Here is a 26,696-nt window from a genome sequence, read left to right as displayed (position 1 = left end):
AAGGGCACGGGGACGTGGCTAGGGTTCGGACAGGGGTACGCGTCGTCGGCGCCGTGCTCGCGGCGGTACTGGGGGCCTCCCTCGCGGGCTGCAGCAGCACGGGCGGCAAGCGTGCCGAGGAACGGGCGAAAGCCGCGGAGGCGGGCCGGCCCGCCGTCTCCACACCGCGCTGGACCTTCGCGATGATCACGCACGCGGGTGACGGCGACACCTTCTGGGACATCGTCCAGAAGGGCGCCAAGGAGGCGGCGGCGAAGGACAACATCAACTTCGTCTACTCGCACGACGACCAGGCGCAGCAGCAGGCCCAGTTCGTGCAGAACGCCATCGACCAGAAGGCCGACGGGATCATCGTCAGCCTGGCCAAGCCCGACGCCCTCAAGGACGTCGTGGCCAAGGCCGTGAAGGCGGGCATCCCGGTGATCACGGTCAACTCCGGCTCCGCCCAGTCGGCCGCGTACGGGGCCCTGGCCCACATCGGCCAGGACGAGGAGATCGCGGGCGAGGCCGTCGGCACCGAGATGACCAAGCGGGGGCTGAAGAAGGCCGTCTGCGTCCTGCACGAACAGGGCAACGTCGGCCACGAGCAGCGCTGCGCCGGGGCGAAGAAGACCTTCGGCGGCAGCCTGGAGAACCTGTACGTCGAGGGCACCAACATGCCCTCCGTCCAGGCCGCCATCCAGGCCAAGCTCCAGGCCGACCCCGGCGTCGACGGGATCCTCACCCTGGGCGCCCCCTTCGCCCCCACCGCCGTCAAGGCCAAGGAGGCGGCGGGCAGCAAGGCGGAGGTGGACACCTTCGACCTCAACGAGTCCGTCGCCCGCGACCTCAAGTCCGGCGCCCTGGGCTTCGCCGTCGACCAGCAGCCCTACCTCCAGGGCTACGAGGCCGTGGACCTGCTGTGGCTGCACCGCTACAACGGGGACGTGCTCGGTGGCGGCCGGCCGGTGCTGACCGGCCCGCAGATCGTCACCGCGGACCAGGCCGCCGCGCTGGAGCCGTTCATCAAGCGGGGCAGCCGATGAGCGCCGCCGCCCCGGCGGCCGACGAGCGGCTGGCGCCCGTCTCCTACGTCCGCCGGCTGCTGGGCCGCCCCGAGCTGGGCGCGGTCGTCGGCGCCGCCGCCGTCTTCGTCTTCTTCTCCTTCGCCGCGGACAGCTTCCTGAGGGCCTCCAGCCTCAGCACGGTCCTCTACTCGGCCTCCACCATCGGGATCATGGCCGTTCCCGTCGCCCTGCTGATGATCGGCGGCGAGTTCGACCTGTCCGCGGGCGTCATGGTGACCACCTCGGCACTGGTCAGCTCGATGTTCAGCTACCAGATGACCGCCAACGTCTGGGTCGGCGTCGGCGTCTCCCTGCTGGTCACCCTGGCCATCGGCTTCTTCAACGGGTTCATGCTGACCCGTACGAAACTGCCCAGCTTCATCATCACGCTGGGCACCTTCCTGATGCTGACCGGCCTGAACCTCGGCTTCACCAAGCTGATCAGCGGCACCGTGTCCACCAAGTCCATCGCCGACATGGAGGGCTTCCCCTCCGCCCGGGCGCTGTTCGCCTCGCAGTGGAACGTGGGCTCGGTCACCCTCAAGGTCACCATCCTGTGGTGGCTGGTCCTGGTCGCCGTCGCCACCTGGATCCTGCTGCGCACCCGCGCCGGGAACTGGATCTTCGCCGTGGGCGGCGGGGCCGACGCGGCCCGCGCCACCGGCGTCCCGGTCGTCAAGACCCGTATCGGCCTCTACATGGGCGTCGCGCTGTGCGCCTGGATCTCCGGGCAGCACATCCTGTTCTCCTTCGACGTGGTCCAGTCGGGGGAGGGCGTCGGCAACGAGTTCCTCTACATCATCGCGGCCGTCATCGGCGGCTGTCTGATGACCGGCGGCTACGGCTCCGCGATCGGTTCGGCCGTCGGCGCGTTCATCTTCGGCATGGCCAGCAACGGCATCGTCTACGCGCAGTGGAACCCGGACTGGTTCAAGTTCTTCCTCGGCGCCATGCTGCTGCTCGCCACGCTGCTCAACGCATGGGTCCGCAAGCGGGCGGAGGCACGGTCATGAGCACGCCACTGGTGAAGCTGACCGGGGTCAGCAAGTTCTACGGCAGCATCCGCGCCCTGCGCGAGGTCTCCCTGGAGGTCTCGGCCGGGGAGATCACCTGTGTGCTCGGCGACAACGGCGCCGGCAAGTCCACCCTCATCAAGATCATCGCGGGGCTGCACCGGCACGACGCCGGCACCTTCGAGATCGAGGGTGAGGAGACCGTCCTGGCCAACCCCCGCGCGGCCCTGGACCGGGGCATCGCCACCGTCTACCAGGACCTCGCCGTCGTCCCCCTGATGCCGGTCTGGCGGAACTTCTTCCTGGGCTCCGAGCCCACCCGGGGCCGCGGCCCCCTGCGCCGCCTCGACGTGGCGCTGATGCGCGAGACCACCCGCGCCGAGCTGCTGCGCATGGGCATCGACCTGCGGGACGTGGACCAGCCGATCGGCACCCTGTCCGGCGGCGAACGCCAGTGCGTGGCCATCGCCCGCGCCGTCCACTTCGGCGCGAAGGTCCTCGTCCTGGACGAGCCCACCGCCGCGCTCGGCGTCAAGCAGTCCGGCGTGGTCCTCAAGTACGTCGCCGCCGCCCGCGACGCCGGACTCGGCGTGGTCCTCATCACGCACAACCCGCACCACGCCCACCTCGTCGGCGACCGCTTCGTGCTGCTCAAGCGCGGGGCCATGGCGGGCAGTCACACCCGGGACTCCATCACGCTGGACGAGCTCACCCGGCAGATGGCCGGCGGCTCCGAGCTGGAGGAGCTGAGCCACGAACTGGAGCGGGTGGCAGAATCGGGACGGGACACCCCGTCCGGCTCCCTCCCCGCCACCGACACCGCCGCCGCCACCACCGCCTCCGACAGGGACGACACGACTCGATGACCACCTACCGGGACTTCTCGCTCACCCACCGCGGGTCGGCGCGGGGCACCGTCCTGCGGACCATCGGGAGCCGTGAGCGCCGCTCGCACCTGACCGCCCCCCGGGTCCCGACGGTCGGCATCGACATCGGCGGCACCAAGGTGATGGCGGGCGTCGTCGACGCCGACGGGGTCATCCTGGAGAAGATCCGCGCCGAGACCCCCGACAAGTCCAAGAGCCCCAAGGTGGTCGAGGACACCATCGTGGAGCTGGTCCTGGACCTCTCCGACCGGCACGACGTGCACGCGGTGGGCATCGGCGCGGCCGGCTGGGTCGACGCCGACCGCTCCCGCGTCCTGTTCGCCCCCCACCTCGCCTGGCGGGACGAGCCCCTGCGCGACGCCCTCCAGTCGCGCCTCGCCGTCCCCGTCATGGTGGACAACGACGCCAACACCGCCGCCTGGGCCGAATGGCGCTTCGGCGCGGGCCGCGGCGAGGACCACCTGGTGATGATCACCCTGGGGACCGGCATCGGCGGGGCCATCCTGGAGGGCGGCCAGGTCAAGCGCGGCCGCTACGGCGTGGCCGGCGAGTTCGGCCACATGCAGGTCGTCCCCGGCGGCCACCGCTGCCCCTGCGGCAACCGCGGCTGCTGGGAGCAGTACAGCTCCGGCAACGCCCTGGTCCGCGAGGCCCGCGAGCTGGCCGCCGCCGACTCCCCGGTCGCCCACAACATCATCGCCCGGGTCGGCGGCAACGTCCAGGAGATCACCGGGCCGCTCATCACCGAGCTGGCCCGCGAGGGCGACGCCATGTGCGTCGAGCTCCTCCAGGACATCGGCCAGTGGCTCGGCGTCGGCATCGCCAACCTCGCCGCCGCCCTCGACCCCTCCTGCTTCGTCATCGGCGGCGGCGTCAGCGCCGCCGACGACCTGCTGATCGGGCCCGCCCGGGACGCCTTCCGCCGCCACCTCACCGGCCGCGGCTACCGCCCCGAGGCCCGGATCGCCAAGGCCGAGCTGGGCCCCGAGGCCGGCATGGTCGGCGCCGCGGACCTCGCCCGGCTCGTCGCCCGCCGCTTCCGCCGCGCCACCCGCCGGCGCGTCGAGCGCCACGAGCGCTACGCGCAGTTCGGCCGGCGCGCCGCCGCCGGCCCCGAGGAGCAGGAACAGCCGTGACCCCGCCCACCTTGCCCCGTCAGGCCACCTCCCCCGAGGCGGGCGCGGACCGGCCCCCCACCCCCGAGGAGCGGCGCAGCACCGTGCGCCGCCGCTGGGTCACCGCGGTGATCATCCTGCTGCTCGTCGGCGTCCCGGCGGGCTACCTGTTCGTCTCCGCCCAGCAGAGCCGCGAGAGCGGCCGGGACAAGGCCGCCCGGGTCGGCGCGGTCAAGGTGCGCCCGGACTGGCCGTCCAAGGTGCAGCGCAGCATCTACGAGGTGCCCATCCCGCTGATGGCCTCCTCCGTCGGCTACCTGGAGACCAACAACTGGCACACCAGCAGGCTCTACGTCCAGTTCCAGGCCACCCCCGAGCTGCTGGACACCTTCCTCGCCGACCTCGGCACCAGCCGCGGGGCGCTCACCCCCGGCGTCTCGGTCTCCGAGCGCGACGCGCACGTCGCGGGCTGGAGCTGGAACCCGCGGCACCAGTGGTCCGGGGTCACCCTGGAGGCCCAGGACCCGCGCCCCACCCGGGACGTCACCGTCGACTTCACCAACCCAGCCGCCCCCCGCGTCTACGTGGTCTCCACCACCGTTCCGTAAGCGGCGCGGCATAGGGTGGGGATCATGAAGCTCACCAAACGGCTGCACTCCTGCGTCCAGTTGGAGAAGGACGGGCGCACCCTCGTCATCGACCCGGGCGCCTTCAGCGAACCGGACGCCGGCCTCGGCGCGGACGCCCTGCTGGTCACCCACGAGCACCCCGACCACTTCGACGAGGGCCGGCTGCGCGCCGCCCTCGACGCGAACCCGGCGGCGGCCCTGTGGACCCTGCGCAGCGTCGCCGGACGGATGGCCGCCGCCTACCCGGGCCGGGTGCACACCGTCGGCCACGGGGACACCTTCACCGCCGCCGGGTTCGAGGTCCAGGTCCACGGCGAACTGCACGCCGAGATCCACCCGGACCTGCCCCGCGTCACCAACGTCGGCTACCTCGTGGAGGGCTCCCTCTTCCACCCCGGAGACGCCCTGACCGTCCCGGACGCCCCCGTGGACACGCTGATGCTGCCGGTGCACGCCCCCTGGAACAAGATCGCCGAAGTGATCGACTACGTCCGCGAGGTCGCACCACGCCGGGCGATCGACATCCACGACGCCTACCTCGCCGACCTCGCCCGGCCCGTGTACGACACGGTCCTGGGCAACCTCGCCCGCGCCCCCCACAGCCGGCTCGGGGCCGGAGAGAGCGCCGACCTCTGAGTGTCGGTGCCGGGCGGTAGGTTGGGGGACATGCGTATCGCCACCTTCAACGTCAACTCGATCACCGCCCGGCTGCCCCGCCTGCTGGCCTGGCTGGAGGCGTCGGGCACCGATGTGCTCTGCCTCCAGGAGGCCAAGTGCACGGCCGAGCAGTTCCCGGCCGACGCGCTGCGCGAGCTGGGCTACGAGTCGGCCGTCAACGCCACCGGCCGGTGGAACGGCGTCGCCCTGCTCTCCCGGGTCGGCCTGGAGGACGTCGTCACCGGACTGCCCGGCGGCCCGGACTACGAGGGCGTGCAGGAGCCCCGCGCGATCTCCGCCACCTGCGGCGGGGTGCGCCTGTGGTCGGTGTACGTGCCCAACGGCCGCGAGGTCGCGCACGACCACTTCGGCTACAAGCTCCAGTGGCTGCGCGCCCTGGCCGCCGCCGTCGCCGAGGACGCGGCCGGCCCGCGCCCCTTCGCCGTGCTCGGCGACTTCAACGTGGCCCCCACCGACGAGGACGTCTACGACCCGGCCCTCTTCGAGGGGCTCACCCATGTCACCCCCGCCGAGCGCGCCGCCCTGGAGGCCCTGCGCGGCACGGGCCTGTCGGACGTGGTGCCGCGCCCCCTGAAGTACGACCGCCCCTACACGTACTGGGACTACCGCCAGCTCTGCTTCCCCAAGAACCGCGGCATGCGCATCGACCTGGTCTACGGCAACGACCCCTTCGCCACGGCGGTCAAGGACGCCTACGTCGACCGCGAGGAGCGCAAGGGCAAGGGCGCCTCCGACCACGCGCCGGTCGTGGTCGACCTCGATCTGTAGAAGCCTCCAGGATCGGGGCGCGCCCTGTGGCCAGGCGGGGGTCCCGGTGTCACGCTGGGCGGTATGCGCATCCCCTTCCTGGCCGGCTGGCTCCACCGGGACGATACGGAGCAGGGCGCCGTGGGACTGGCCACCGCCCTCGCGGAGGACCCCGAGGGCGTCGGCGAGCTGTTCGCCGAGTGCGAGCTGCTGCGGGCCCAGGCGAGAGCCGCGGGCCTGGAACTCGACCGGACCCCGGCCTCGTTGGAGGCGCTGGACCAGCTGATGCCGCGCTGGCGGCGCGACCCCGAGGCGGTGCCCTGGCTGGGCAGCGACGCGGGCTTCTACCTCGGGACCGTGATCGTGGCGACCGTCCCCGGCACCGGCTGGCGGGTGTGGCCGGGCGGCCGGCCCGTGGTCCGGCTGGCCTCGGGGCGCGAGCTCAACGTGGTCGAGTCGGGGGTGTCCTGGGCCATGACCGGCTCCCCCGAGCTCAGCCAGGCGTACGCGGAGGCGTCCGAGGGCTGACCGTGCCGCTTCCTGAGCCGCTGCCCCGGCCGCTCACTCAGCGGTTCCCCCCAAGGGCCCGATGTGCTTTATGCACCTTCAGGCGTGTCGCGGAGAAGTCCCTTGAGGGGGCTGGATAGTTTGCGCTGACCTCGACACACCGACAAGTGGGCAGGGCAGCGTATGGCCGTCGAACCGTTGATCGAGCTGCGGGACGTCAACAAGCACTACGGGAACCTGCACGTCCTCCAGGACATCAACCTCACCGTCGGCCGCGGGGAGGTGGTGGTGGTCATCGGTCCCTCCGGTTCGGGGAAGTCCACCCTCTGCCGGACCGTCAACCGCCTGGAGACCATCGGCTCCGGCGAGATCCTCCTCGACGGCCGGCCGCTGCCCGCCGAAGGCAAGGAACTGGCGCGGCTGCGCGCCGAGGTCGGCATGGTCTTCCAGTCCTTCAACCTCTTCGCGCACAAGACCGTCCTCGCCAACGTCTCCCTCGCCCAGATCAAGGTCAGGAAGCGGGGCCGCGAGGAGGCCGACCAGCGCTCCCGGGAACTCCTGGACCGGGTCGGCCTCGCCGACCAGGCCGGGAAGTTCCCCGCCCAGCTCTCCGGGGGACAGCAGCAACGCGTGGCCATCGCCCGCGCCCTGGCCATGGACCCCAAGGTTCTCCTCTTCGACGAGCCCACCTCCGCCCTCGACCCCGAGATGATCAACGAGGTGCTGGAGGTCATGCAGCAGCTCGCCGCCGAGGGCATGACCATGGTCGTCGTCACCCACGAGATGGGCTTCGCCCGCTCCGCCGCGAACCGCGTCGTGTTCATGGCCGACGGCAGGATCATCGAGGACCGCACCCCGGAGGAGTTCTTCACCGCCCCCGAGAGCGAGCGGGCCCGGGACTTCCTCTCCAAGATCCTCAAGCACTGAGGGGCCGCCCGATGAAGCACACCCCGCGCGCCCTGGCCCTGGCCCTCGTCCTCCTCGCGGCCGTCAGCGGCTGCGGCAGGAGCGGCAGCCCCCCGGTCAAGGGGCCGCAGCCCGAGGACCTGCCCGCCTACCGGGTGGACACCGCCTTCCGGCTGCCCGGATCGCCCACCTGGGAGAAGGCCAGGCGGCGCGGCCACCTCGTGGTCGGAGCCAAGGAGGACCAGCCGTACATGGGGCAGAAGGACCCCGCCACCGGCGTCTACTCCGGCTTCGACATCGAGATCGCCAAGATGATGTCCGCCTCCCTCGGCTTCGCCCCCGGGACGACCGAGTTCAGGACCATCGCCTCCGCCAACCGCGAGACCGCCCTGCAGAACGGCCAGATCGACTACTACGTGGGCACCTACACGATCAACGACAAACGCAAGCAGCAGGTCGGCTTCGCCGGCCCCTACTACCTGGCCGGACAGTCCCTGCTGGTCCGCCGGAGCGAGAAGGGCATCAAGGGCCCCGAGGACCTCGCCGGCAAACGCGTCTGCTCGGCCGCCGGCTCCACCTCCTACCAGCGCCTCCAGAGCGAGTTCCCCCGGGCCGTCCTCGTCGCCTACGACACCTACGCGGTCTGCGTGGACAACCTCCTGACCTTCCAGGTCGACGCCGTCTCCACCGACGACTCCATCCTCCTCGGCTACGCCGCCAAGGTCCCCGAGGAACTCAAGGTCGTCGGCAGGCCCTTCTCCCAGGAGCCCTACGGCATCGGCGTCCCCCGCTCCGACAACCAGCTGCGCCTCGCCCTCGACGACGCCCTGGCCGCGCACGAGAAGAACGGCGACTGGAAGAAGGCGTACGAGGCCACCCTGGGCCTGTCCGGACAGCCCGCCCCGAAACCGCCCGCCATCGACCGCTACCCCGCGGGCTGAGGGGAGAGCGCACCACCATGGACGTACTCACCGAGAACTTCGCGCTCTACGGCAAGGGCTTCCTCGGCACCGTCGAGCTCACCGTCTACGCCTCGCTCCTCGCCCTGGTCCTCGGCTTCCTGATGGCCTCCTTCCGCGTGGCGCCCGTCGGCTCCTTCCGGGTCTTCGGCACGGTCTGGGTCACCGTGCTGCGCAACACCCCGCTGACCCTGCTCTTCTTCGCCGTGCTGCTGGGCCTGCCGCGCTTCGGGCTGGTCCTTCCCTTCCAGCTCTTCGCCGTCCTCGCCCTCGGCTGCTACACCTCCGCCTTCATCTGCGAGGCGCTGCGTTCGGGCATCAACACCGTGCCCAAGGGGCAGGGGGAGGCCGCCCGCAGCCTCGGGATGAGCTTCGGCCAGACCCTGGGCGCGGTCGTGCTGCCGCAGGCGTTCCGCTCCGTCATCCCGCCCATCGGCTCCACCCTGATCGCCCTCGCCAAGAACTCGGCCATCGCGGGCTCCTTCAGCGTCACCGAGCTGCTGGGCACCTACAAGCCACTCAACGAGCTGGGCTACAGCATCGTCTGGACCTTCGTCTGGATCGCCGTCGGCTACCTGATCATCACCCTGTCCATCAGCGCGCTCTTCAACGTGCTGGAGAAGCGGTACGGAGTCGCCCGATGACCGCGCACGCGCTGCACGGGGACCTGGGGTCCACGGCCCTCTACGACCTGCCCGGACCCAGAGCCCGGCGCCGGCACTTCCTCTACGGGATCGTCTCGACGGTGGTGATCCTCGGCCTGCTCGTCTGGATCCTCTACCTGCTCTTCGACACGCACCAGTTCACGGCCGTCAAGTGGCGGCCCTTCGCCTACGAGGGCATCCAGGAGCTGCTGCTCAAGGGCCTGGGCAACACCCTGCGGGCCTTCGCGTACGCCTCGGTGCTCTCCCTGGTGCTCGGCGCGGTGCTCGCCGCCGGCCGGCTCTCGGAGCACCGGGCCCTGCGCTGGCCGGCCACGCTGTGCGTGGAGTTCTTCCGGGCCATGCCGGTACTGGTGATGATCTTCTTCATCTTCGTCGCGCTGAAGGTGCAGCCGCTGCCCGCCCTGGTGGCGGGGCTGACCCTGTACAACGGCTCGGTGCTGGCGGAGCTCTTCCGTACCGGCGTCAACTCCGTGGCGCGCGGCCAGGGGGAGGCGGCGTACGCACTCGGTATGCGCAAGACGCAGGTGATGACCAGCGTGCTGGCCCCGCAGGCGGTCCGGGCGATGCTGCCCGCGATCATCAGCCAGCTGGTGGTGGCCCTGAAGGACACCTCCCTCGGTTTCCTGATCACCTACGAGGAGTTCCTCCACGCCGGCAAGCTGATCGCCTCCACCCTGGACTACGACCTGCCGTTCATCCCCGTCGTCCTGGTCATCTCGCCGGTCTACATCGGGATGTGCATGGCGCTGTCCTGGTTCGCCACCTGGGTGGCGCGGCGGGAGCGCCGCAGCCCGAAGACCAGGGCGGTCGACGTAGCCCCCGCCGAACCGGGCCCCGTGCTGCCGGGGAGGTAGGCGCGGAGCCTCCTCCGCCGGCCGCAGCCGTGGATCACTGCTCGCGCAGGGGCACCGAGACGTACGAGGGGTCGGTGCGCGGCGAGGAGAAGGTCAACTGCGCGCCGGCGGGGTTGTGCTCGGCGTAGAGGGGGTCGACCGTGTCGATGACGACGGCGAGCCGGTGGCCCGCGGGCACGTCGTAGGCGGTGGAGAACAGGTCCAGGTCCACGCCGAAGGGCTGCCCGGGCTCCTTCCCGTGGAAGGTCTGGGGGGCGTGGGTGACCAGCTTGCCGACGCCGAGGGGGCCCACGTCGTAGAGGTAGGCGACGAAGGTCCCGTCGCCGCGGGTGGGGGTGACGGTGGTGTGCAGGCGGACGATGCCGCGCACGCGGCGCTCGGTGGCGTAGCGGGGGGACTGCCAGACGGCGGCGAAGGCGCGGGGCAGGAGCGGGATGGAGGCGACCGGGGGAGCCTGGGCGAACTGGTCGAGGATGCTGGAGAGGAAGATCACCCCGCCGTCGGCGCCCGAGTCGACGCCGGTCAGCAGGTGCTCGGTTCCGGTGAGCGGGAGCTGCTCGCGGCCGCCGGAGCCGACCGACTTCCAGTCGGGGTAGCCCTCGTAGCCGCCGGTGCTGCGGGACTTGATCTGGACGGGGGCCTCGGTGTCGACTCCGTTGCGCTCGCCCTTGAGGTAGCGGTCGAACCAGCGGTGGGCGTCGGTCCAGGTGTCGTTGGGCAGTCCGAGCAGGCCGGTCGCCTCGGCGGTGGCGTGGTCGCCGGGGCGGAACTCCAGGCGCTTGGGGCCGGTGAGCTTCTCGAAGAACTCCGCGTACTGGTTGGGCGGGAAGATGGTGTCGCCCCAGGCGTTGCCGAGCATGACGGCGGCGCCGCCCGCGTTGATCCGGTCGACCTGTTCCGAGGCGGAGCGCTTCTTCCCCCACTCGATCATCGCCGGCTCGCTCTCCAGCTTCGAGCCGAGGAAGTCGCCCAGGATCCGCTGGAGTTCGGGTCCCGGGCGGCCGGTGAGCGCGCCGGCGGCGCCGAGCATCCCGGCGGCCTGGAGGTGCTGGGTGCGGCCGGAGTAGATCGAGTCGACGAGGTCCGCCCAGCCGCTGAGCGCGACCACGGCCTTGATCCGGGGGTCGTGCGCGGAGGCCAGCAGGCTGATGCCCGCCCCGTACGAGACCCCGCCCAGGCCCACGTGGCCGGGGTCGGCGGGGGTGGTGGCGAGGGCCCAGTCGATGACGGCCGAGACGTCGGCGATGTCGGCGGGGCCGGCCGTCTCGATCTGCCCGCCGGAGAGCCAGAAGCCCCGGGAGGTGTAACTCACCACGGTGTAGCCGGAGTCGGCGAGCTGCTTGGCCTGGGCGAGGTACTCGATCTGCGGCATCCCCCAGCTGGTGGGCAGCACGATCAGCGGGTACTTCCGGCCGGGCTCGGCGCCGGAGGGGGTGAAGACGTTGCCCTTGAGCGTGATGCCGCCGGAGCCGGGGATGTCGTGGAAGCGTACGCCGGAGGACTGCTGCTCCGACGGCTGAGGGGCGGTGGGGGCCGCCTGGGCCTGGTGGGGGGCCAGGCCCAGGGCGGTCGCCGCGATCAGGGCGGCCGCGGCCGCTGCGGTGTGGGGGCGGGTTCTCATCGAACGCTCCTCGCGTGCGCCGGAGTCCGAAAGTGACCCGACGGTAACCGGAGGGGCTTACCGATGGTAACCCGCGAGTAAGTTACGTACTGGTAACAATTGACGGAATGTCTGCTTCCGTTCGTGCCGCCGGCCAGGGCGCTCTTGGCCTTCCACTGCTCCCACGACAGGTTCCACTCGCCGTAGCCGTTGCCGAGGTCTGCGGTGCCCTTGGAGCCGCTGCCGACCACCTCCAGGGGGTCGCCGGCCTGCACCTGCTCGTATACGGCCTTGGCGTTGGCGTCGCTCATGCCCACGCACCCGGAACTGGTGTTGGCGTTGCCGAAGTGGTCGGCGTTCCAGGGGGCGGCGTGCACGTACATGCCCGACCAGGTCAGCCGCATCGCGTAGTCGACCATCTTGTCGTAGGCGTCGCCGAGGCCCACCGTCTGGGAGTCCATCCGGATGGTGCCCTCCTTCGCCATCAGCACCATCTTCCCGGACCAGGACGCCTTCTGGCCGCCCGGCGTGCCCGCCGAGACCGGCACCGTCCTGACCACCTGGCCGTCCTCGGTGACCGACATCTTCTTGGTGTCGAGGCTGACCTCCATCCGGCGGTCCTTGCCTATCGTGAACTCGGTGGTGTAATCGCGGGCGAAGAGCCCGCCGCCCGCGCCGGAGTCCACACCGTTCAGGTTCATCGCCACCTTCACCTCGGTGCCGGACTTCCAGTAGTCCTTCGGCCGCCAGTCCACCCGGTCGTTGCCGGAATAGTCCTTGACCCAGCCCCAGGAACCCTCGGTGCTGTTCGAGGTGGTCACCTTCAGCTGCTTCTCGACCTCGGCCTTGTTCTTCACCGGATTGTCGAAGACGAGCGAGACCGGCATCGCGACCCCGACCGTGCTGCCCTTGGAGATGTTGATGGAGACCTTGTTCACCTTGTCGGCGGCCGAGGTCTTGAACCGGGTGCTCGCGCTCTGGCTGTCGGTGTTCTGCGCCTCCACCGTGTAGTCGGTGTCCGGCGCGGCGTTGCGGCCGGAGGTCCAGGTCTTCCCGTCGGCGGCGATCTGCCCCGCCAGTTCCCCGCCCTTGCCGTCCGTCACCTTGACCTGCGCCAGCTTGCCCTCGGCGACGGTCACCCTGACCGGCTCGCCCGCCTTGACCTGGCTTCCCGTCAGGTTCACCGAGACGGCCATGGGGGGCTTGTTCTTGGCGTCCGCCTTCCCGTCGCCGCCCGCACCGCCGCCGGAGCCGCCCGAGCAGGCGGTCAGCGCGGCGGCCAGCAGCGCGGTGCCGGCGAGTGCGGCATGACGCAGCCGGCGGCGCGGAAGTGCGGTACGGCGTGTGCGGCTCAAGGAAAACCCCTCCGAAGTAATGATCGTCCACAAGGAAGGAGTGAACGGCATGACTTTAGGTTGCCCATTCCGCGGAAGATATCGCTCTTCCCCTTGTGACGAGGGCCGCAGCGAAACGGTTGCCGAACGGTCACAAACACAGCCGCCGGATAAAAGGACCTTCGCCTCCCCGGAAGGGGGCGAACGCCCTCTTGGTGTGACGGAATTCCATGTGATCCTCCGCCCGGGTACTGTCCACCCCCGACCCCCGCCGTCCCGACCCCTGGGAGACCGCCCGTGACAGCCACCGACACCAGGGCGCCTGCCGCCGAGGCGCGGCAGACGCCTGCGGCGGGGAGCTCGGTGCTGCGCAGCGGCGCCCTGATGGCGGCCGGGTCCGTCGTCTCCCGCGCCACCGGCTTCGTCCGCTCCGCCGTCGTCCTCGCCGCCCTGGGCGCCGGGTTCCTCGGCGACGGCTACGCCGTCGCCAACACCGTCCCGAACATCCTCTACATGCTGCTGATCGGAGGCGCGCTCAACGCCGTCTTCGTCCCCGAGCTGGTGCGGGCCGCCCGGCAGCACCGCGACGGTGGCGCCGCGTACACCGACCGGCTGCTGACGGCCTGCGCCCTGGCCCTCCTCGCGCTCACCGCCGCCGCGGTCCTCGCCGCGCCGCTCATCGTGGACGCGTACACCCCCGCCTCGTACAGCGCGGCGGAGCGGAACACGGTCGTCGCCCTGGCCCGCTTCTGCCTGCCGCAGATCCTCTTCTACGGGCTGTTCACCCTGCTCGGCCAGATACTCAACGCCCGCGGCCGGTTCGGGGCGATGATGTGGACCCCCGTCCTCAACAACCTCGTGATCATAGGGGTGTTCGGGTTCTTCCTCCACGCCTCCCACGGCGGCCGCGACGGACTCGACGCCGCCGACACCCGGTTGCTGGGCCTCGGCACCACCGCCGGCATCCTCGTCCAGGCCCTCGCCCTGATCCCCTCGCTGCGCGCCGCCCGCTTCCGCTGGCGCCCCCGCTTCGACTGGCGCGGCAGCGGCCTCACCCGCCCCCTGCGCAGCGCCGGCTGGCTGGTCCTGCTGGTGTTCAGCAACCAGATCGCCTACTGGGTGGTGACCAAGCTCTCCACCACCGCCGGACACCGGCCGGGAGGGTTCGGCTACGCCGCCTACACCAGCGCCTACCAGCTGTGGGTCGTCCCCCAGGGCATCATCACCGTCTCCCTGGTCACCGCCCTCATGCCCCGGATGAGCGCCGCCGCCGCCGAGGGGAACCCCGGGGCCGTCCGCGCCGACGTCTCCTACGCCCTGCGCTCCAGCGCCGCCCTCGTCGTTCCGGCCGCGGCGCTGTTCGCCGCGCTGGCCCCGTGGCTGATGGACTGCGTCGCCGGGTACGGGGACGTCACCCCCGGCGAGGTCGAGGCCATGGCCGGCATGCTCGTCGCCTTCGCCCCGGGTCTGCTCGCCTACTCCGCCCAGTACGTGCTCGCGCGCGGCTTCTACGCCCTGTCCGACACCCGCACCCCGTTCTTCCTCAACCTGGTCGTCGTCGCCCTCAACGCCGGGCTCTCCTACGCCGCCTACCTGCTGTTGCCCGCCCGCTGGGCCGTCACCGGCATGGCCGGCGCGACCTCCCTCGCCTTCGCGGGCGGGGCCGCCGTCACCGCGTACGCCCTCTCCCGCCGGCTCGGCCCGCGCACCGGCCCCCGCGGCGCCACCGCCCTGCGCACCCACCTGCGGCTGCTCGCCGCCTGCCTGCCCGCGGCCGCCGCCGGATACGGGGCCGCCCGCGCCGCCGACGGGCTCGGGGCCTTCGCCGCGGCCGGGACGGGAACCGCCGCGCTGGCCCTGGTCGTCGTACTCCTCGCCAGGCCGCTGCGCCTGCACGAGATCACCGACCTGCTGGACTCCCTGCGCCGCAAGACCGGCCGATAAGGGGAGGAACGGCGCACACCGCCTTGGGACACTGGACCGGATGCCACGCGTACTGCTGATCGAGGACGACCCTTCCATCCGGGAAGGAGTCGCCCTCGGCCTGCGCCGCAGGGGCCATGAGGTCGCGGCCGCCGCAACCGGCGAGGAGGGCCTCGCCCTGGCCGCCTCCTTCCGGCCCGAGCTGATCCTGCTCGACCTGATGCTGCCCGGGATCAACGGCGTCCAGGTCTGCCGCCGGATCCGCGAGACCAGCCTGGTCCCGGTCATCATGCTCACCGCCCGAGGCGACGACTTCGACATCGTCGTCGGCCTGGAGGCCGGAGCCGACGACTACATCGTCAAGCCCGCCCGGACCGCGATCATCGAGGCCCGTGTCCGCGCCGTCCTGCGCCGCCGCCCCGACCCCCTGGGCCGCCTCGGGGTCGAACACCACGGCGAGCTCGCCATCGACCGCGCCGCACTGACCGTCGCCAAGAACGGCGCACGGCTCGCCCTCGCCCCCAGCGAGCTCAAGCTGCTGCTCCACCTGTCGGCCGCCCCGGAACAGGTCCACTCCCGCCAGCAGCTGCTGGAGAGCGTCTGGGAGCACAGCTACCACGCCGACGCCCGGCTGGTGGACGCCTGCGTCCGGCGGCTGCGCCACAAGCTCGGGGACCGGGCCCACGGCCCCCGCTACATACAGACGGTGCGGGGCTTCGGCTACCGCTTCGGGCCGCTCTAGGAGATCTCTGTGCCCAGCCGCGCGCCGTTCGGCCTGCGCACCCGCCTGATCGCCGCGTTCCTCCTGGTCGCCGCGATCTGCGCGGTCAGCACCGCCGCCCTCACCTACCGGCAGGCGCGCAGCGCCGTCCTCACCCAGAGCCAGGACACCGCCGTCAGCACTTTGCGCGACCAGCTGGAGGCCGTGGCCCTGACCCTCCCGATGGACCAGCCCCAGCTCCAGCGCGTCGTCGACGACCTCGGACGGCGCGGCAAACCGCACCCCTGGGTGGTCTTCGGTGAGTACGGCACCCTGCGCGCCTCCTCCGCCGACCTCGGCGCGCCCGTCTCCGACGTCCTCACCGCCACGCTGCGCTCCCAGGTCGCCGCCCACCCCCACGGGGCGTTCCAGCGGGTGACCGACGACCGGGGCGAGCCGTACCTGACCATCGGGATGCCCGCCGTCTTCCGCCACAACGGCGTCCGGGAGGCCACCGGGGCCGTCCTCTACGCCGTCATGCCGCTCTCCACCGAGCAGCAGACCGTCGACGCCATGGTCCAGGCGGCCAAGCAGGGCGCCGTCCCGGGCCTGGCCATCTCCCTGGTCCCCGCCCTGCTCGCCGCGCGCAGCGTGCTGCGTCCCGTACGCGATATGCGCCGCGCCGCCCAGAACCTCGGCCGGGGCCGCCTCGACACCCGCATCGAGGTCCGGGGCGCCGACGAACTCGCGGGACTGGCCCGCACGTTCAACGAGACCGCCGGGGCCCTGGAGGAGTCCGTGGCCGAACTGCGCGAGGCGGAGGCCCGGGCCCGCCGGTTCGCCGCCGACGTCTCCCACGAACTGCGCACCCCGCTCGCCGGGATGCTCGCCGTCACCGAGGTCCTGGACGAGGACGCCGAGCACCTCGACCCCGACACGGCCAAGGCGCTGCGGCTGATCAGCGCCGAGACCGGGAAGCTCGCCGTGCTCGTCGAGGACCTGATGGAGATATCCCGCTTCGACGCCCGCGCCGCCGGCCTCAACCTCGACGAGGTGGACGTCGCCGAGGCCGTAGGCAAGACCCTCCAGCGCCGCCACTGGGACGACCACCGGGTCACCACCGACCTCCCCGACGGGATCCGCGCCCGCCTCGACCCGCGCCGCTTCGACGTGGTCCTCGCCAACCTCGTCGGCAACGCGCTGCGGCACGGCGCCGCCCCCGTCCGGATCACCGTGCGCACCGCCCCCGCCGCGGAAGGGGAACGGCTCCTCGTGGAGGTGGCCGACAGCGGAGCCGGGATCGGCCCCGAGGTGCTGCCGCACATCTTCGACCGGTTCTTCAAGGCCGACGCCGCCCGTACCCGCTCGGCCGGGAGCGGGCTGGGCCTGGCCATCAGCCTGGAGAACGTCCGGCTGCACGGCGGCACCCTGAGCGCCGCCAACGCCCCGGACGGGGCCGGCGGCTTCGGGGGAGCGGTGTTCACCCTCGACATGCCCCTGGAGGCGGCGCCGTGACCCGGACGCTGCGCGGCCGGCCGGTCACCCGGCCGCTGCGGGGGCCCGGTGTGGCCGCCGCGCTGCTGGTCCCCCTGCTCACGGCCACCGCCTGCGGGATCAAGCCCACGGGGGTGGTGGAGAGCGGCGCCGCCGCGCGGGTCACCGTCGCGCGCGCCGGAGCCGCCATGGCCTACTTCGTCACCCCCGACGGGCTCCTGGCCCCCGCGCCGCAGCCCGAGTACACCCAGGGCGGCCCCCGGGGCAGTGTGATCGGGCTGCTGCGCGGTCCCGGCCCGGCGGAGCGGGAGGCGGGGCTGGGCAGCCGGGTGCCGGTGGTGGAGGGGGAGGCGGCCGAGGCGGGGGTGAGCGTGACCGTGACCGACCGGCTGGAGGTGCGCCTGCCCTTCCCCGTCGCGGGACTCGACCCGCTGGGCCGCCGTCAGCTGGTGTGCAGCGCCCTGTCCACGGTGGACCCGCGGTACGGGGTGGTCCTGCGGGGCACCGACACCGCCCTGGATCCGGCCCGCTGCGATGCGGGGCTCTGAGCGGCGGGCCTTGTGGGAGGGCCCCGGGCGGGGCCACCGTGTGGACCATGGAACCCGCCGCAGACGATCCCGCCGTGTCCGCCGCCCCCGCCGCCCGTCCGGGTGCCCGCCGCCGGCCCGGTGTGCCCGACGTGTTCGACCCGTACCTGTACGCCGCCGGCATCCCGCACGAGCGCTACCGCGTCCTGCGCGACCGGTACCCGGTGGCATGGCAGGAGGAGCCCGAGGTGGCGGGCTGGCCCGCAGGGCCCGGGTTCTGGGCCGTCACCCGGCACGCCGACGTCGTCCGCGTCCTGCGCGACCACACCACGTACTCCTCCTGGCTCGGCGCCACCCAGATCCGCGACCCCGACCCCGCCGACCTGCCCTTCCTGCGGCGCACCATGCTCAACCAGGACCCTTCCCCCGGGCCGTGCGGGCCCGGGGAGACCCCCACGCGCCACGGCCGGCTCCGCCGCCTGGTCTCCCGGGCCTTCACCCCCGCCCGGGTCGGCGCCTTCGCCGGCCGGATGCGGGAGCGGGCCCGTACGCTCCTGGCCGCCGCCCGGGACGCCGCCGAGGGCGGCGCCGCCGACGTGGTCCGTACCGTCACCGACGAGTACGCCCTGCTGGGCCTCACCGACCTGCTGGGCGTCCCGGCCGCCGACCGGGGCCTGCTGCTGGAGTGGACCGTACGGGTCATCGGCTACCAGGACCCCGAGGACGCCCCGGTCCCGCTCCTGGGCCCCGACGGCACCCCGCTCAACCCGCGTTCACCGGCCCTGCTCGGGGAGATGTTCGGCTACGCCCGCGAACTCGCCGCGTACAAGCGGGCACACCCCGCCGACGACGTGATGACCGTCCTCGCCCACGCCGGGCTGGACCCCGCCGAGCTGGAGATGTTCTTCTTCCTGCTGACCGTCGCCGGCAACGACACCGTCCGCGGCGCCGCCCCCGGCGGCCTCCTCGCCCTGGCCCGCGACCCCGGCGCCTACCGCACCCTCGCCGAAGGAGCCGTCCCGTCCGCCGCCGCCGTCGAGGAACTCCTGCGCTTCCACCCGCCGGTGCTCAGCTTCCGCCGCACCGCCGCCCGCGACACCGAACTCGCCGGAACCCCGATCCGCGCCGGGGACAAGGTGGTGGTCTTCCATGCCTCCGCCAACCACGACGAGCGCGTCTTCACCGACCCGCACCGCCTCGACCTCGGCCGCTCCCCGAACCCGCACGTCTCCTTCGGCGACGGCCCGCACGTCTGCCTGGGCGCCCACTTCGCCCGGCTCCAGCTGCGCACCCTCTACGAGGAGTGGTGCGCTGCGATGCCCCCGCCCGAACTCGCCGGTGAGCCGCGCCGGCTGGTGTCCCACTTCATCAACGGGATCACACGGCTGCCGCTGCGGGTGTCCGGGCCGCGGCGGTGACGTCCGCCACCAGCTCCGTCACGTCCGGCCCGTACGCCTCGGAGTTGATCACCTTCAGGAGGAGGCAGAAGGAGGCCCCGCGGTAGGTGCGGGCCAGTTTCTCGTGGTGGCGGGCCAGGTAACGGGCCGCGGCCTGGTTGCTGTTGGCGGTCTGGCCCGACAGCAGGAACACCGGCCGCGCGCCCTGACCGGTCGTCAGCCGGGCCAGCAGCACGTACTCCACCAGGCCCGGCTCCCAGCGGTACGTCTCCCCGCCGACGCGGATCGCCCCCCGGTCCGGACCGGCCTCGGAGGAGTGGTCGACCCGGACCCCCGGCAGCATGGAGTGCAGGTGCGCCACCGTACGGATGTTGGAGGCGGGACCTCCGACGCAGAACTCGGCGCGCTCACCGAAGCCCTGGCGGGCCTCGTGCGTGACGATCCGCACCGTCGCCCCGCAGTCCTTGATCAGGGCCGATATCTCCAGCAGCGCGAAGGCGTCGTTGCGGTGCAGCGAGTTCTCCGTCCCGCCCATCTGCCGGTTGACCACGAACAGGCAGTCCGAGCCGGTCGGCAGCCCGAAGAACGCCTGCTTGCGGCGCAGCGCCCGGCGCCACAGGTACGTCCGGGTGAACCAGCCCGAACCGCCGCTGATGGCGGTGGCCAGCACTCCGAGCACGATGTTGCGCACGTCGTCGTTCATGCGGCGGATGCTAGCCGCCGCATCGCCGCCCTGACGCGGGGGGTGCGGCGAAGCTAGGCTGCCGGTCCATGGTCTGACAGGCAGTCGACTGGAGGAACCGGATGCGCCCTCGCGCAGCACGTCAGTTCGCGTTCGCCGCCCTCGCCGGGGCGCTCGTCTCCACCGGGGCCGCCGCGCCCCCGCCGTCCGCCGCCCCGGCCAAGGTGCCGGTGGCCGTCGGCTACGGAGGGGCCGTCGCCAGTGTCGACGCCGATGCCACGGCGGCCGGGATCGCCGTCCTGCGGGCCGGGGGCAACGCCGTGGACGCGGCCGTCGCCACCGCCGCCGCGCTCGGGGTCACCGAACCGTACTCGGCCGGTGTCGGGGGCGGCGGGTACTTCGTCTACTACGACGCCGCCTCCCGCCGGGTGCAGACGATCGACGGCCGCGAGACCGCGCCCGCCACGGCCACCGAGACCCTGTTCCAGGAGAACGGCGTCCCCCTGCCCTTCGAGGAGGGCCAGACCAGCGGCCGCAGCGTCGGCGTCCCCGGCACCCCCGCCACCTGGAAGACCGCCCTGGACGCCTGGGGCAGCAAACCGCTGGCCCAGCTCCTGCGCCCCGCCGAGAAGCTGGCCCGCGACGGGTTCACCGTCGACAGCACCTTCCGCGCCCAGACCCAGGCCAACCAGGACCGCTTCAAGGACTTCCCCGACACCCGGAAGCTGTTCCTGCCCGGCGGACAGCTCCCCGTCGTCGGCTCGGTCTTCAAGAACCCCGACCTCGCCGCCACCTACGCCGAACTCGCCCGCAAGGGCACCGGCGCCCTCTACCGGGGCCCGATCGCCGAGGACATCGTCGACGCCGTCCGCAAGCCCCCCGTCGACCCGGCCGCCACCCGCAAGGTCCGCCCCGGCGACCTGACCACCGCCGACCTGCGCGCGTACGCGACCAAGCGGCAGGCGCCCACCCAGATCGGCTACCGGGGCCTGGACGTGTACAGCATGGCGCCCTCCTCCTCCGGCGGCACCACCGTCGGCGAGGCGCTGAACATCCTGGAGCGCACCGACCTGTCGAAGCTCTCCGAGGCCCAGTACCTGCACCGGTTCATCGAGGCGTCCCGGATCTCCTTCGCCGACCGGGGCCGCTGGGTCGGCGACCCGGCCGCCCAGGACGTCCCGACCCGGGAGCTGCTCTCGCAGCGGTTCGCCGACTCGCGCGGCTGCCTGATCAGCCCGGACAAGGCCCTGACGAGCCCGCTGGCCCCCGGCGACCCCCGCCACCCGGCACCCTGCGGCGGCACGGGACAGACGGCGCCCACCACTTACGAGGGGGAGAACACCACGCACCTGACGGTCGCCGACCGCTGGGGCAACGTGGTCTCCTACACCCTGACCATCGAGTCCACGGGCGGCAGCGCCATCACGGTCCCGGGGCGCGGCTTCCTGCTCAACAACGAGCTCACCGACTTCTCCTTCGCCCCGGCCGCCCCCGGCGTCCCGGACCCGAACCTGCCCGGCCCCGGCAAGCGGCCGCGCTCCTCCATGTCCCCGACCATCGTCCTCGACCACGGCCGCCCGGTCCTGGCCGTCGGCTCCCCGGGCGGGGCGACCATCATCACCACCGTCCTGCAGACCCTCCTCGGCCATCTGGACCGGGGCCTGCCGCTGGTCGACGCGATCAAGGCACCGCGCGCCAGCCAGCGCAACCAGACGACGACGGAGCTGGAACCGGCCCTGTGGAACAGTCCGCTGCGCGGCGAACTGGAGGCACTGGGCCAGGCGTTCCGGCAGAACCCGGAGATCGGCGCCGCCACCGGTGTCCAGCGGCTCCCGGACGGCCGCTGGCTGGCGGCCGCCGAGACCACCCGGCGGGGCGGGGGCTCGGCGATGGTCGTGCGCCCGCAGGGGAGGCCGTAAGGCCCTGCCGGCTGCGGGTCACAGGGCCGTCAGGATCCTGGGGCCGGCGGCGGTGATGGCGACCGTGTGCTCCACATGGGCGGCGCGGGAGCCGTCGGTGGTGCGCAGGGTCCAGCCGTCGGGGTCGCAGGTGTAGTCGTCCCCGCCGCCCGCGATCACCATCGGCTCGATCGCCAGGACCATGCCGGGGCGCAGCCGCATCCCGCGCCCCGGCGGGCCCTCGTTGGGCACGCCCGGGTCCTCGTGCATGGCGCGGCCGATGCCGTGCCCGCCGAAGCCCTCCGGGATGCCGTAGCCCGCGGCGCGGCAGACGCTGCCCACCGCGTGCGCGATGTCGCCGATCCGGTTGCCGGGTACGGCGGCGGCGATGCCGGCCGCCAGGGCCGCCTCGGCGGTGGCGATCAGCCGCAGGTCGGCGGGGCGGGGCCGGCCGACGGTGAAGCTGACGGCCGCGTCGCCGGCCCAGCCGCGCAGCTGGGCCCCGCAGTCGATGCTGACGAGGTCGCCGTCGCGGAGCCGGTAGCCGCCGGGGATGCCGTGCACGACGGCGTCGTTCACCGAGGCGCACACGACCGCGGGGAAGGGGACGGGCGCGAAGTGCGGACGGTAGCCGAGGAAGGGGGAGCCGGCCCCCGCCTCGCGCAGGACCGCCCGGGCCACCGCGTCCAGTTCCCGGAGGGAGACGCCCACCCGGGCGGCCTCCCGTACGGCTGTCAGGGCATGCGCGACCACCCGGCCGGCACCGCGCATCTCGTCGATCGCTTCATCGGTTTTCAAGTGCACCATGCCAATAACTATACCGGTATAAGAGTAACGGGATAGTTATCGGTGGGCGGGGTAGGATGGGGGCATGGTGCGAACCCCCCTGACCCCCGAAGAGCGCGAGCGCGGCGAGCGGCTGGGCGCGCTGCTGCGCGAGGCGCGCGGCGCGCGGAGCATGGTCGAGGTCGCGGCCGGCGCCGGGCTCTCGCCCGAGACCCTGCGCAAGATCGAGACCGGCCGGGCGCCGACCCCCGCCTTCTTCACCGTCGCCGCCCTGGCCGGGGCGCTGGGCCTCTCGCTGGACGAGGTCGTGCACCGCTGCGCGCTGGTCCCCGCCTGACGGGCCCCCGCCTGACGGGCCCCCGCCGGGTCGTCTCCGGCGGCCGGACGGCGCAATCGCCGATCGCGGCGGCGCAGTCCCGGGCAGGGTGAAGGCGTGTCGACCATGAACGCGTCCAAACGGCTCGGTCTCGCGCTCCTCGGCGCCGTCCTCGCGGCCGGCCTGCTGGCCGCCGCCTGCTCCACCCCGGCGGACGCGGCCCCGCCGGGCATGTCTCGCCCGCCCGCCTCCGCGGCCTCCCACGCCCTCCGCGCGGCGGGGCCTCCGCACGCCCTGGCCCTGCCGGAACCGTCCGTCCGGTGACCGGGAACGACCGGGTGGCGACGTAACCTGATCGACTACTCCAACCGCGCAAGGCGGTCTTGCCCCGCGCTGTGCCGGGGCCTACCTTCGACTCCCTACGCACACCGTCTACGTGCGTAGAAGCCGGCGTTCCCGTCGCGAGGAGCAGCTCATGGCCCAAGTCGTCCGCGCCGCACTCGTCCAGGCCACCTGGACCGGAGACACCGAGTCGATGATCGCCAAGCACGAGGAGCACGCCCGCAGGGCGGCCGCTCAGGGTGCGAAGATCATCGGCTTCCAGGAGGTGTTCAACGCCCCCTACTTCTGCCAGGTCCAGGACCCCGAGCACTACCGCTGGGCCGAGCCCGTCCCCGACGGTCCCACCGTCCGCCGGATGCAGGAGCTGGCCCGGGAGACCGGGATGGTCGTCGTCGTCCCCGTCTTCGAGAAGGAGGACGAGGGCTTCTACTACAACACCGCCGCCGTCATCGACGCCGACGGCAGCTACCTCGGCAAATACCGCAAGCACCACATCCCGCAGGTCAAGGGGTTCTGGGAGAAGTACTACTTCCGCCCCGGCAACCTCGGCTGGCCCGTCTTCGACACCGCCGTCGGCCGCGTCGGCGTCTACATCTGCTACGACCGCCACTTCCCCGAGGGCTGGCGCCAACTGGGCCTGGCCGGGGCCCAGCTGGTATACAACCCGTCCGCCACCTCCCGCGGCCTGTCCGCGTACCTGTGGCAGCTGGAGCAGCCGGCCTCCGCCGTCGCCAACGAGTACTTCATCGCCGCGATCAACCGCGTCGGCCAGGAGGAGTACGGCGACAACGACTTCTACGGCACCAGCTACTTCGTCGACCCCCGGGGCCAGTTCGTCGGCGAGGTCGCCAGCGACAAGGAGGAGGAACTCCTCGTCCGGGACCTCGACTTCGACCTGATCAAGGAGGTCCGCGACCAGTGGGCCTTCTACCGCGACCGCCGCCCCGACGCCTACGGAGGGCTCGTTCAGCCGTGACCAACCCCACCCCCCTGCACAGCCGCCACCGCACCGTCCTGCCCGACTGGCTCACGCTCTACTACGAACGTCCCATCGAGCTCACCCACGGCGAGGGCCGCCACGTCTGGGACGCCGACGGCAACCGCTACCTCGACTTCTTCGGCGGCATCCTCACCACCATGACCGCCCACGCCCTGCCCGAGGTCACCAAGGCCGTCTCCGAACAGGCCGGGCGGCTCATCCACTCCTCCACCCTCTACCTCAACCGGCCCGTGATCGAGCTGGCCGAACGGATCGCCGCCCTCTCCGGCATCCCCGACGCCCGCGTCTTCTTCACCACCTCCGGCACCGAGGCCAACGACGCCGCCCTGCTGCTCGCGACCACGTACCGCCGCTCCAACCAGATCCTGGCGATGCGCAACAGCTACCACGGCCGGTCCTTCTCGACCGTCGGCATCACCGGCAACCGCGGCTGGTCCCCGACCAGCCTGTCCCCGCTCCAGACGTACTACGTCCACGGCGCCGTCCGCACCCGCGGCCCCTTCGCCGCCCTCGACGACGCCGCCTTCACCGCCGCGGCCGTCGCCGACCTGGAGGACGTACTCGGCCAGGCCCGCGGGGGAGTGGCCGCCCTCATCGCCGAACCCGTCCAGGGCGTCGGCGGCTTCACCTCGCCCCCCGACGGCCTGTACGGGGCCTTCCGCGAGGTTCTCAACCGGCACGGCATCCTCTGGATCAGCGACGAGGTGCAGACCGGCTGGGGCCGCACCGGCGACCACTTCTGGGGCTGGCAGGCCCACGCGCAGAGCGGCCCGCCCGACATGCTCACCTTCGCCAAGGGCATCGGCAACGGCATGTCCATCGGCGGGGTCGTGGCCCGAGCCGAGGTGATGAACTGCCTCGACGCCAACTCCATCTCCACCTTCGGCGGTTCCCCCGTCACCATGGCGGCCGGCCTCGCCAACCTCGCCTACCTCCTGGACCACGACCTCCAGGGCAACGCCCGCCGCGTCGGCGGCCTCCTCCTGGAGCGGCTGCGCGCCCTCGCCGCCGCCTCGCCCGCCGTACGGGAGGTCCGCGGCCGGGGCCTGATGGCCGGACTGGAGCTCACCGAGCCCGGCACCGACCGCGCCGACCCGCAGGCGGCCGCCGCCGTCCTGGAAACCGCCCGCGCGGGCGGCCTGCTCATCGGCAAGGGCGGCGGGCACGACACCAGCGTGCTGCGCATCGCACCGCCGCTCTCCCTCACCGTCGCCGAGGCGGAAGAGGGGGCCGACATCCTCGGACAGGCACTGCGCGGCATCGAGTAGGGGGACCGACATGAGCATCCGCACCCTGATCAGAGGCGGCCTGGTCGTCACCGCCGCCGACGAGCTCCACGCGGACGTCCTCATCGAGGACGGCCGCGTGGCGGCCCTCGCCGCCACCGGCTCGGCCGCCGCCGGGGCCTGGACGGCGGACCGTACGCTCGACGCGAGCGGGAAGTACGTCATCCCCGGCGGGGTCGACGCGCACACCCACATGGAACTGCCCTTCGGCGGGACCGCCGCCTCCGACACCTTCGAGACCGGCACCCGGGCCGCCGCCTGGGGCGGCACCACCACCATCGTCGACTTCGCCGTACAGAGCACCGGCCGCTCCCTGCGCGAGGGCCTGGACACCTGGTACGCCAAGGCAGACGGCAACTGCGCGATCGACTACGCCTTCCACATGATCCTCTCGGACGTCAACGAGCACACCCTGAAGGAGATGGACCACCTCGTCGGCGAGGGCATCACCTCCTTCAAGCTGTTCATGGCCTACCCGGGCGTCTTCTACAGCGACGACGGGCAGATCCTGCGCGCCATGCAGCGGGCCTCCGGCAACGGCGGGCTGATCATGATGCACGCCGAGAACGGCATCGCCATCGACGTCCTCGTCGAACAGGCCCTCGCGCGCGGGGAGACCGACCCCCGCCACCACGGCGAGGTCCGCAAGGTCCTCCTGGAAGCCGAGGCCACCCACCGCGCGATCCAGCTGGCCCGGGTCGCCGGCTCCCCGCTGTACGTGGTGCACGTCTCGGCGGAGGAAGCCGTGGCGGAGCTCGCCGCGGCCCGCGACAAGGGCCTGCCCGTCTTCGGCGAGACCTGCCCCCAGTACCTCTTCCTGTCCACCGACAACCTCGCGGAACCCGACTTCCAGGGCGCCAAGTACGTCTGCTCCACGCCGCTGAGGCCGCGCGAACACCAGGCGGCCCTGTGGCGGGGGCTGCGCACGAACGACCTCCAGGTGGTCTCGACCGACCACTGCCCGTTCTGCTTCCGGGGCCAGAAGGAGCTGGGCCGGGGCGACTTCTCCAAGATCCCCAACGGGCTGCCGGGGGTGGAGAACCGTATGGACCTCCTCCACCAGGCCGTCCTGGACGGGCACATCAGCCGCCGCCGCTGGATCGAGATCGCCTGCGCGACCCCGGCCCGGATGTTCGGCCTCTACCCGCAGAAGGGCACCATCGCACCGGGCTCCGACGCCGACATCGTCCTCTACGATCCGCACGCCGAGCAGGTCATCTCCGCCGAGACCCACCACATGAACGTGGACTACTCGGCGTACGAGGGCAGGCGGATCACCGGACGCGTCGAGACGGTCCTCTCCCGGGGCGAACTCGTCATCGACCGACGTGAGTTCACCGGCCGGGCCGGCCACGGGGCCTTCGTCCACCGCTCCACCTGCCAGTACCTGTAAGGAGAGTCCCCG

27 protein-coding genes are annotated in these 26,696 nt (G+C 72.4%); 23 read left to right on the top strand and 4 right to left on the bottom strand.

Going from position 1 to position 26,696, the window contains the following annotated elements; translation table 11 throughout:
* The first annotated feature begins 14 nt into the window (after nucleotides 1-14).
* The 12 genes from ABZ716_RS15425 to ABZ716_RS15370 all read left to right on the top strand — a co-directional run bounded on the left by ABZ716_RS15425 (nucleotide 15) and on the right by ABZ716_RS15370 (nucleotide 10,006).
* Nucleotides 15-1,025: a sugar ABC transporter substrate-binding protein gene (locus ABZ716_RS15425; protein ID WP_351879764.1), complete on the top strand. Its 1,011-nt coding sequence runs from the start codon at nucleotides 15-17 to the stop codon at nucleotides 1,023-1,025.
* A complete protein-coding gene (locus ABZ716_RS15420; protein WP_358959300.1) occupies nucleotides 1,022-2,059 on the top strand; it encodes an ABC transporter permease in 1,038 nt (345 codons plus the stop codon). Before ABZ716_RS15425 ends, ABZ716_RS15420 begins: the two co-directional genes overlap by 4 nt.
* Nucleotides 2,056-2,925, top strand: coding sequence for an ATP-binding cassette domain-containing protein (locus ABZ716_RS15415; protein ID WP_358959298.1), 870 nt, complete (start codon nucleotides 2,056-2,058; stop codon nucleotides 2,923-2,925). Before ABZ716_RS15420 ends, ABZ716_RS15415 begins: the two co-directional genes overlap by 4 nt.
* A complete protein-coding gene (locus ABZ716_RS15410; RefSeq protein WP_358813223.1) occupies nucleotides 2,922-4,082 on the top strand; it encodes an ROK family glucokinase in 1,161 nt (386 codons plus the stop codon). Before ABZ716_RS15415 ends, ABZ716_RS15410 begins: the two co-directional genes overlap by 4 nt.
* Entirely contained in the window at nucleotides 4,079-4,669 is a 591-nt protein-coding gene (locus ABZ716_RS15405) for a hypothetical protein (RefSeq protein WP_358813224.1), read from the top strand. Before ABZ716_RS15410 ends, ABZ716_RS15405 begins: the two co-directional genes overlap by 4 nt.
* A 24-nt stretch (nucleotides 4,670-4,693) precedes the next feature.
* Nucleotides 4,694-5,326 carry an MBL fold metallo-hydrolase gene (locus tag ABZ716_RS15400; RefSeq protein ID WP_358813225.1) on the top strand — a complete coding sequence of 211 codons (633 nt, stop codon included), beginning with the start codon at nucleotides 4,694-4,696 and terminating at the stop codon, nucleotides 5,324-5,326.
* Between the two features lie 30 nt (nucleotides 5,327-5,356).
* The gene (locus ABZ716_RS15395; protein WP_351879781.1) at nucleotides 5,357-6,136 is read left to right on the top strand and encodes an exodeoxyribonuclease III; all 780 of its coding nucleotides are present in this window, start codon (nucleotides 5,357-5,359) and stop codon (nucleotides 6,134-6,136) included.
* Between the two features lie 63 nt (nucleotides 6,137-6,199).
* Complete coding sequence (locus tag ABZ716_RS15390; RefSeq protein WP_358813227.1) at nucleotides 6,200-6,643, top strand: DUF6278 family protein; 444 nt, start codon at nucleotides 6,200-6,202, stop codon at nucleotides 6,641-6,643.
* 162 nt (nucleotides 6,644-6,805) lie between these two features.
* Nucleotides 6,806-7,549 (top strand): amino acid ABC transporter ATP-binding protein, encoded by a 744-nt coding sequence (locus tag ABZ716_RS15385; protein ID WP_358813228.1) that lies wholly within the window; start codon nucleotides 6,806-6,808, stop codon nucleotides 7,547-7,549.
* A gap of 11 nt (nucleotides 7,550-7,560) precedes the next feature.
* Entirely contained in the window at nucleotides 7,561-8,469 is a 909-nt protein-coding gene (locus tag ABZ716_RS15380) for a glutamate ABC transporter substrate-binding protein (protein ID WP_358813229.1), read from the top strand.
* A gap of 17 nt (nucleotides 8,470-8,486) precedes the next feature.
* Nucleotides 8,487-9,131 carry an amino acid ABC transporter permease gene (locus ABZ716_RS15375; RefSeq protein WP_358813230.1) on the top strand — a complete coding sequence of 215 codons (645 nt, stop codon included), beginning with the start codon at nucleotides 8,487-8,489 and terminating at the stop codon, nucleotides 9,129-9,131.
* Nucleotides 9,128-10,006, top strand: a complete 879-nt coding sequence (locus ABZ716_RS15370) for an amino acid ABC transporter permease (RefSeq protein WP_358813231.1) — start codon at nucleotides 9,128-9,130, stop codon at nucleotides 10,004-10,006. Before ABZ716_RS15375 ends, ABZ716_RS15370 begins: the two co-directional genes overlap by 4 nt.
* 34 nt (nucleotides 10,007-10,040) lie before the next feature.
* Here the strand turns inward: ABZ716_RS15370 and ABZ716_RS15365 are convergent, their stop codons facing one another.
* Nucleotides 10,041-11,627 carry an alpha/beta fold hydrolase gene (locus ABZ716_RS15365; protein ID WP_358959295.1) on the bottom strand — a complete coding sequence of 529 codons (1,587 nt, stop codon included), beginning with the start codon at nucleotides 11,625-11,627 and terminating at the stop codon, nucleotides 10,041-10,043.
* Nucleotides 11,624-12,922: an Ig-like domain-containing protein gene (locus ABZ716_RS15360; protein ID WP_358959451.1), complete on the bottom strand. Its 1,299-nt coding sequence runs from the start codon at nucleotides 12,920-12,922 to the stop codon at nucleotides 11,624-11,626. Before ABZ716_RS15360 ends, ABZ716_RS15365 begins: the two co-directional genes overlap by 4 nt.
* A 315-nt stretch (nucleotides 12,923-13,237) precedes the next feature.
* On the opposite strand from ABZ716_RS15360, the gene murJ reads away from it, so the two are divergent.
* From murJ to ABZ716_RS15335, 5 genes are all read left to right on the top strand, one after another.
* Nucleotides 13,238-14,884, top strand: a complete 1,647-nt coding sequence (murJ, locus tag ABZ716_RS15355) for a murein biosynthesis integral membrane protein MurJ (RefSeq protein WP_358959293.1) — start codon at nucleotides 13,238-13,240, stop codon at nucleotides 14,882-14,884.
* Nucleotides 14,885-14,924: 40 nt separating this feature from the next.
* Nucleotides 14,925-15,605, top strand: a complete 681-nt coding sequence (locus tag ABZ716_RS15350; protein ID WP_358959291.1) for a response regulator transcription factor — start codon at nucleotides 14,925-14,927, stop codon at nucleotides 15,603-15,605.
* A gap of 9 nt (nucleotides 15,606-15,614) precedes the next feature.
* Entirely contained in the window at nucleotides 15,615-17,078 is a 1,464-nt protein-coding gene (locus ABZ716_RS15345) for a HAMP domain-containing sensor histidine kinase (protein WP_358959289.1), read from the top strand.
* Nucleotides 17,075-17,605, top strand: coding sequence for a hypothetical protein (locus ABZ716_RS15340; protein ID WP_358959287.1), 531 nt, complete (start codon nucleotides 17,075-17,077; stop codon nucleotides 17,603-17,605). Before ABZ716_RS15345 ends, ABZ716_RS15340 begins: the two co-directional genes overlap by 4 nt.
* A 131-nt stretch (nucleotides 17,606-17,736) precedes the next feature.
* On the top strand, nucleotides 17,737-19,002 hold the full coding sequence (locus tag ABZ716_RS15335; protein ID WP_358959449.1) for a cytochrome P450: 1,266 nt from the start codon (nucleotides 17,737-17,739) through the stop codon (nucleotides 19,000-19,002).
* On the opposite strand, the gene ABZ716_RS15330 is transcribed toward ABZ716_RS15335, so the two are convergent.
* Entirely contained in the window at nucleotides 18,962-19,684 is a 723-nt protein-coding gene (locus tag ABZ716_RS15330) for a hypothetical protein (protein ID WP_358959285.1), read from the bottom strand. The two genes, ABZ716_RS15335 and ABZ716_RS15330, sit on opposite strands and share 41 nt — an antisense overlap.
* A 101-nt stretch (nucleotides 19,685-19,785) precedes the next feature.
* Here ABZ716_RS15330 and ggt point away from each other — a divergent pair, with 101 nt between their 5' ends.
* The gene (gene ggt / locus ABZ716_RS15325) at nucleotides 19,786-21,582 is read left to right on the top strand and encodes a gamma-glutamyltransferase (RefSeq protein WP_358959283.1); all 1,797 of its coding nucleotides are present in this window, start codon (nucleotides 19,786-19,788) and stop codon (nucleotides 21,580-21,582) included.
* Between the two features lie 18 nt (nucleotides 21,583-21,600).
* Here the strand turns inward: ggt and map are convergent, their stop codons facing one another.
* Nucleotides 21,601-22,368, bottom strand: coding sequence for a type I methionyl aminopeptidase (gene map, locus ABZ716_RS15320; protein ID WP_358813239.1), 768 nt, complete (start codon nucleotides 22,366-22,368; stop codon nucleotides 21,601-21,603).
* Nucleotides 22,369-22,432: 64 nt separating this feature from the next.
* Between map and ABZ716_RS15315 the strand changes: the two genes are divergently transcribed.
* The 5 genes from ABZ716_RS15315 to hydA all read left to right on the top strand — a co-directional run bounded on the left by ABZ716_RS15315 (nucleotide 22,433) and on the right by hydA (nucleotide 26,684).
* Nucleotides 22,433-22,684 carry a helix-turn-helix transcriptional regulator gene (locus tag ABZ716_RS15315; RefSeq protein ID WP_355969725.1) on the top strand — a complete coding sequence of 84 codons (252 nt, stop codon included), beginning with the start codon at nucleotides 22,433-22,435 and terminating at the stop codon, nucleotides 22,682-22,684.
* A 105-nt stretch (nucleotides 22,685-22,789) separates the two neighbouring features.
* Entirely contained in the window at nucleotides 22,790-22,987 is a 198-nt protein-coding gene (locus tag ABZ716_RS15310; protein WP_358959281.1) for a hypothetical protein, read from the top strand.
* A 151-nt stretch (nucleotides 22,988-23,138) separates the two neighbouring features.
* Nucleotides 23,139-23,981 (top strand): nitrilase-related carbon-nitrogen hydrolase, encoded by an 843-nt coding sequence (locus ABZ716_RS15305; RefSeq protein ID WP_358959278.1) that lies wholly within the window; start codon nucleotides 23,139-23,141, stop codon nucleotides 23,979-23,981.
* Complete coding sequence (locus ABZ716_RS15300; protein WP_358959275.1) at nucleotides 23,978-25,273, top strand: aspartate aminotransferase family protein; 1,296 nt, start codon at nucleotides 23,978-23,980, stop codon at nucleotides 25,271-25,273. The genes ABZ716_RS15305 and ABZ716_RS15300 overlap by 4 nt, the downstream gene beginning before the upstream one ends.
* 10 nt (nucleotides 25,274-25,283) lie before the next feature.
* Nucleotides 25,284-26,684, top strand: a complete 1,401-nt coding sequence (gene hydA, locus ABZ716_RS15295) for a dihydropyrimidinase (RefSeq protein WP_358813242.1) — start codon at nucleotides 25,284-25,286, stop codon at nucleotides 26,682-26,684.
* Nucleotides 26,685-26,696: the final 12 nt, after the last annotated feature.

The sequence above is a fragment of the Streptomyces sp. NPDC006687 genome, assembly GCF_040636215.1.
Classification (GTDB): Bacteria; Actinomycetota; Actinomycetes; order Streptomycetales; family Streptomycetaceae; genus Streptomyces.
The sequence above is the reverse complement of the archived record's forward strand: the minus strand, read 5'-3'. Positions and strand labels throughout refer to the sequence as shown.

Coding starts and splice junctions, on each gene's coding strand:
- hydA (WP_358813242.1), top strand. CDS start 25,284: ATGAGCATCCGCACCCTGATCAGAGGCGGCCTGGTCGTCACCGCCGCC.
- ABZ716_RS15390 (WP_358813227.1), top strand. CDS start 6,200: ATGCGCATCCCCTTCCTGGCCGGCTGGCTCCACCGGGACGATACGGAG.
- ABZ716_RS15305 (WP_358959278.1), top strand. CDS start 23,139: ATGGCCCAAGTCGTCCGCGCCGCACTCGTCCAGGCCACCTGGACCGGA.
- ggt (WP_358959283.1), top strand. CDS start 19,786: ATGCGCCCTCGCGCAGCACGTCAGTTCGCGTTCGCCGCCCTCGCCGGG.
- ABZ716_RS15365 (WP_358959295.1), bottom strand. CDS start 11,627: ATGAGAACCCGCCCCCACACCGCAGCGGCCGCGGCCGCCCTGATCGCG.
- ABZ716_RS15330 (WP_358959285.1), bottom strand. CDS start 19,684: ATGAACGACGACGTGCGCAACATCGTGCTCGGAGTGCTGGCCACCGCC.
- ABZ716_RS15375 (WP_358813230.1), top strand. CDS start 8,487: ATGGACGTACTCACCGAGAACTTCGCGCTCTACGGCAAGGGCTTCCTC.
- ABZ716_RS15395 (WP_351879781.1), top strand. CDS start 5,357: ATGCGTATCGCCACCTTCAACGTCAACTCGATCACCGCCCGGCTGCCC.
- ABZ716_RS15380 (WP_358813229.1), top strand. CDS start 7,561: ATGAAGCACACCCCGCGCGCCCTGGCCCTGGCCCTCGTCCTCCTCGCG.
- ABZ716_RS15310 (WP_358959281.1), top strand. CDS start 22,790: ATGAACGCGTCCAAACGGCTCGGTCTCGCGCTCCTCGGCGCCGTCCTC.
- ABZ716_RS15415 (WP_358959298.1), top strand. CDS start 2,056: ATGAGCACGCCACTGGTGAAGCTGACCGGGGTCAGCAAGTTCTACGGC.
- ABZ716_RS15315 (WP_355969725.1), top strand. CDS start 22,433: ATGGTGCGAACCCCCCTGACCCCCGAAGAGCGCGAGCGCGGCGAGCGG.
- ABZ716_RS15350 (WP_358959291.1), top strand. CDS start 14,925: ATGCCACGCGTACTGCTGATCGAGGACGACCCTTCCATCCGGGAAGGA.
- map (WP_358813239.1), bottom strand. CDS start 22,368: ATGGTGCACTTGAAAACCGATGAAGCGATCGACGAGATGCGCGGTGCC.
- ABZ716_RS15370 (WP_358813231.1), top strand. CDS start 9,128: ATGACCGCGCACGCGCTGCACGGGGACCTGGGGTCCACGGCCCTCTAC.
- ABZ716_RS15420 (WP_358959300.1), top strand. CDS start 1,022: ATGAGCGCCGCCGCCCCGGCGGCCGACGAGCGGCTGGCGCCCGTCTCC.
- ABZ716_RS15410 (WP_358813223.1), top strand. CDS start 2,922: ATGACCACCTACCGGGACTTCTCGCTCACCCACCGCGGGTCGGCGCGG.
- ABZ716_RS15385 (WP_358813228.1), top strand. CDS start 6,806: ATGGCCGTCGAACCGTTGATCGAGCTGCGGGACGTCAACAAGCACTAC.
- ABZ716_RS15400 (WP_358813225.1), top strand. CDS start 4,694: ATGAAGCTCACCAAACGGCTGCACTCCTGCGTCCAGTTGGAGAAGGAC.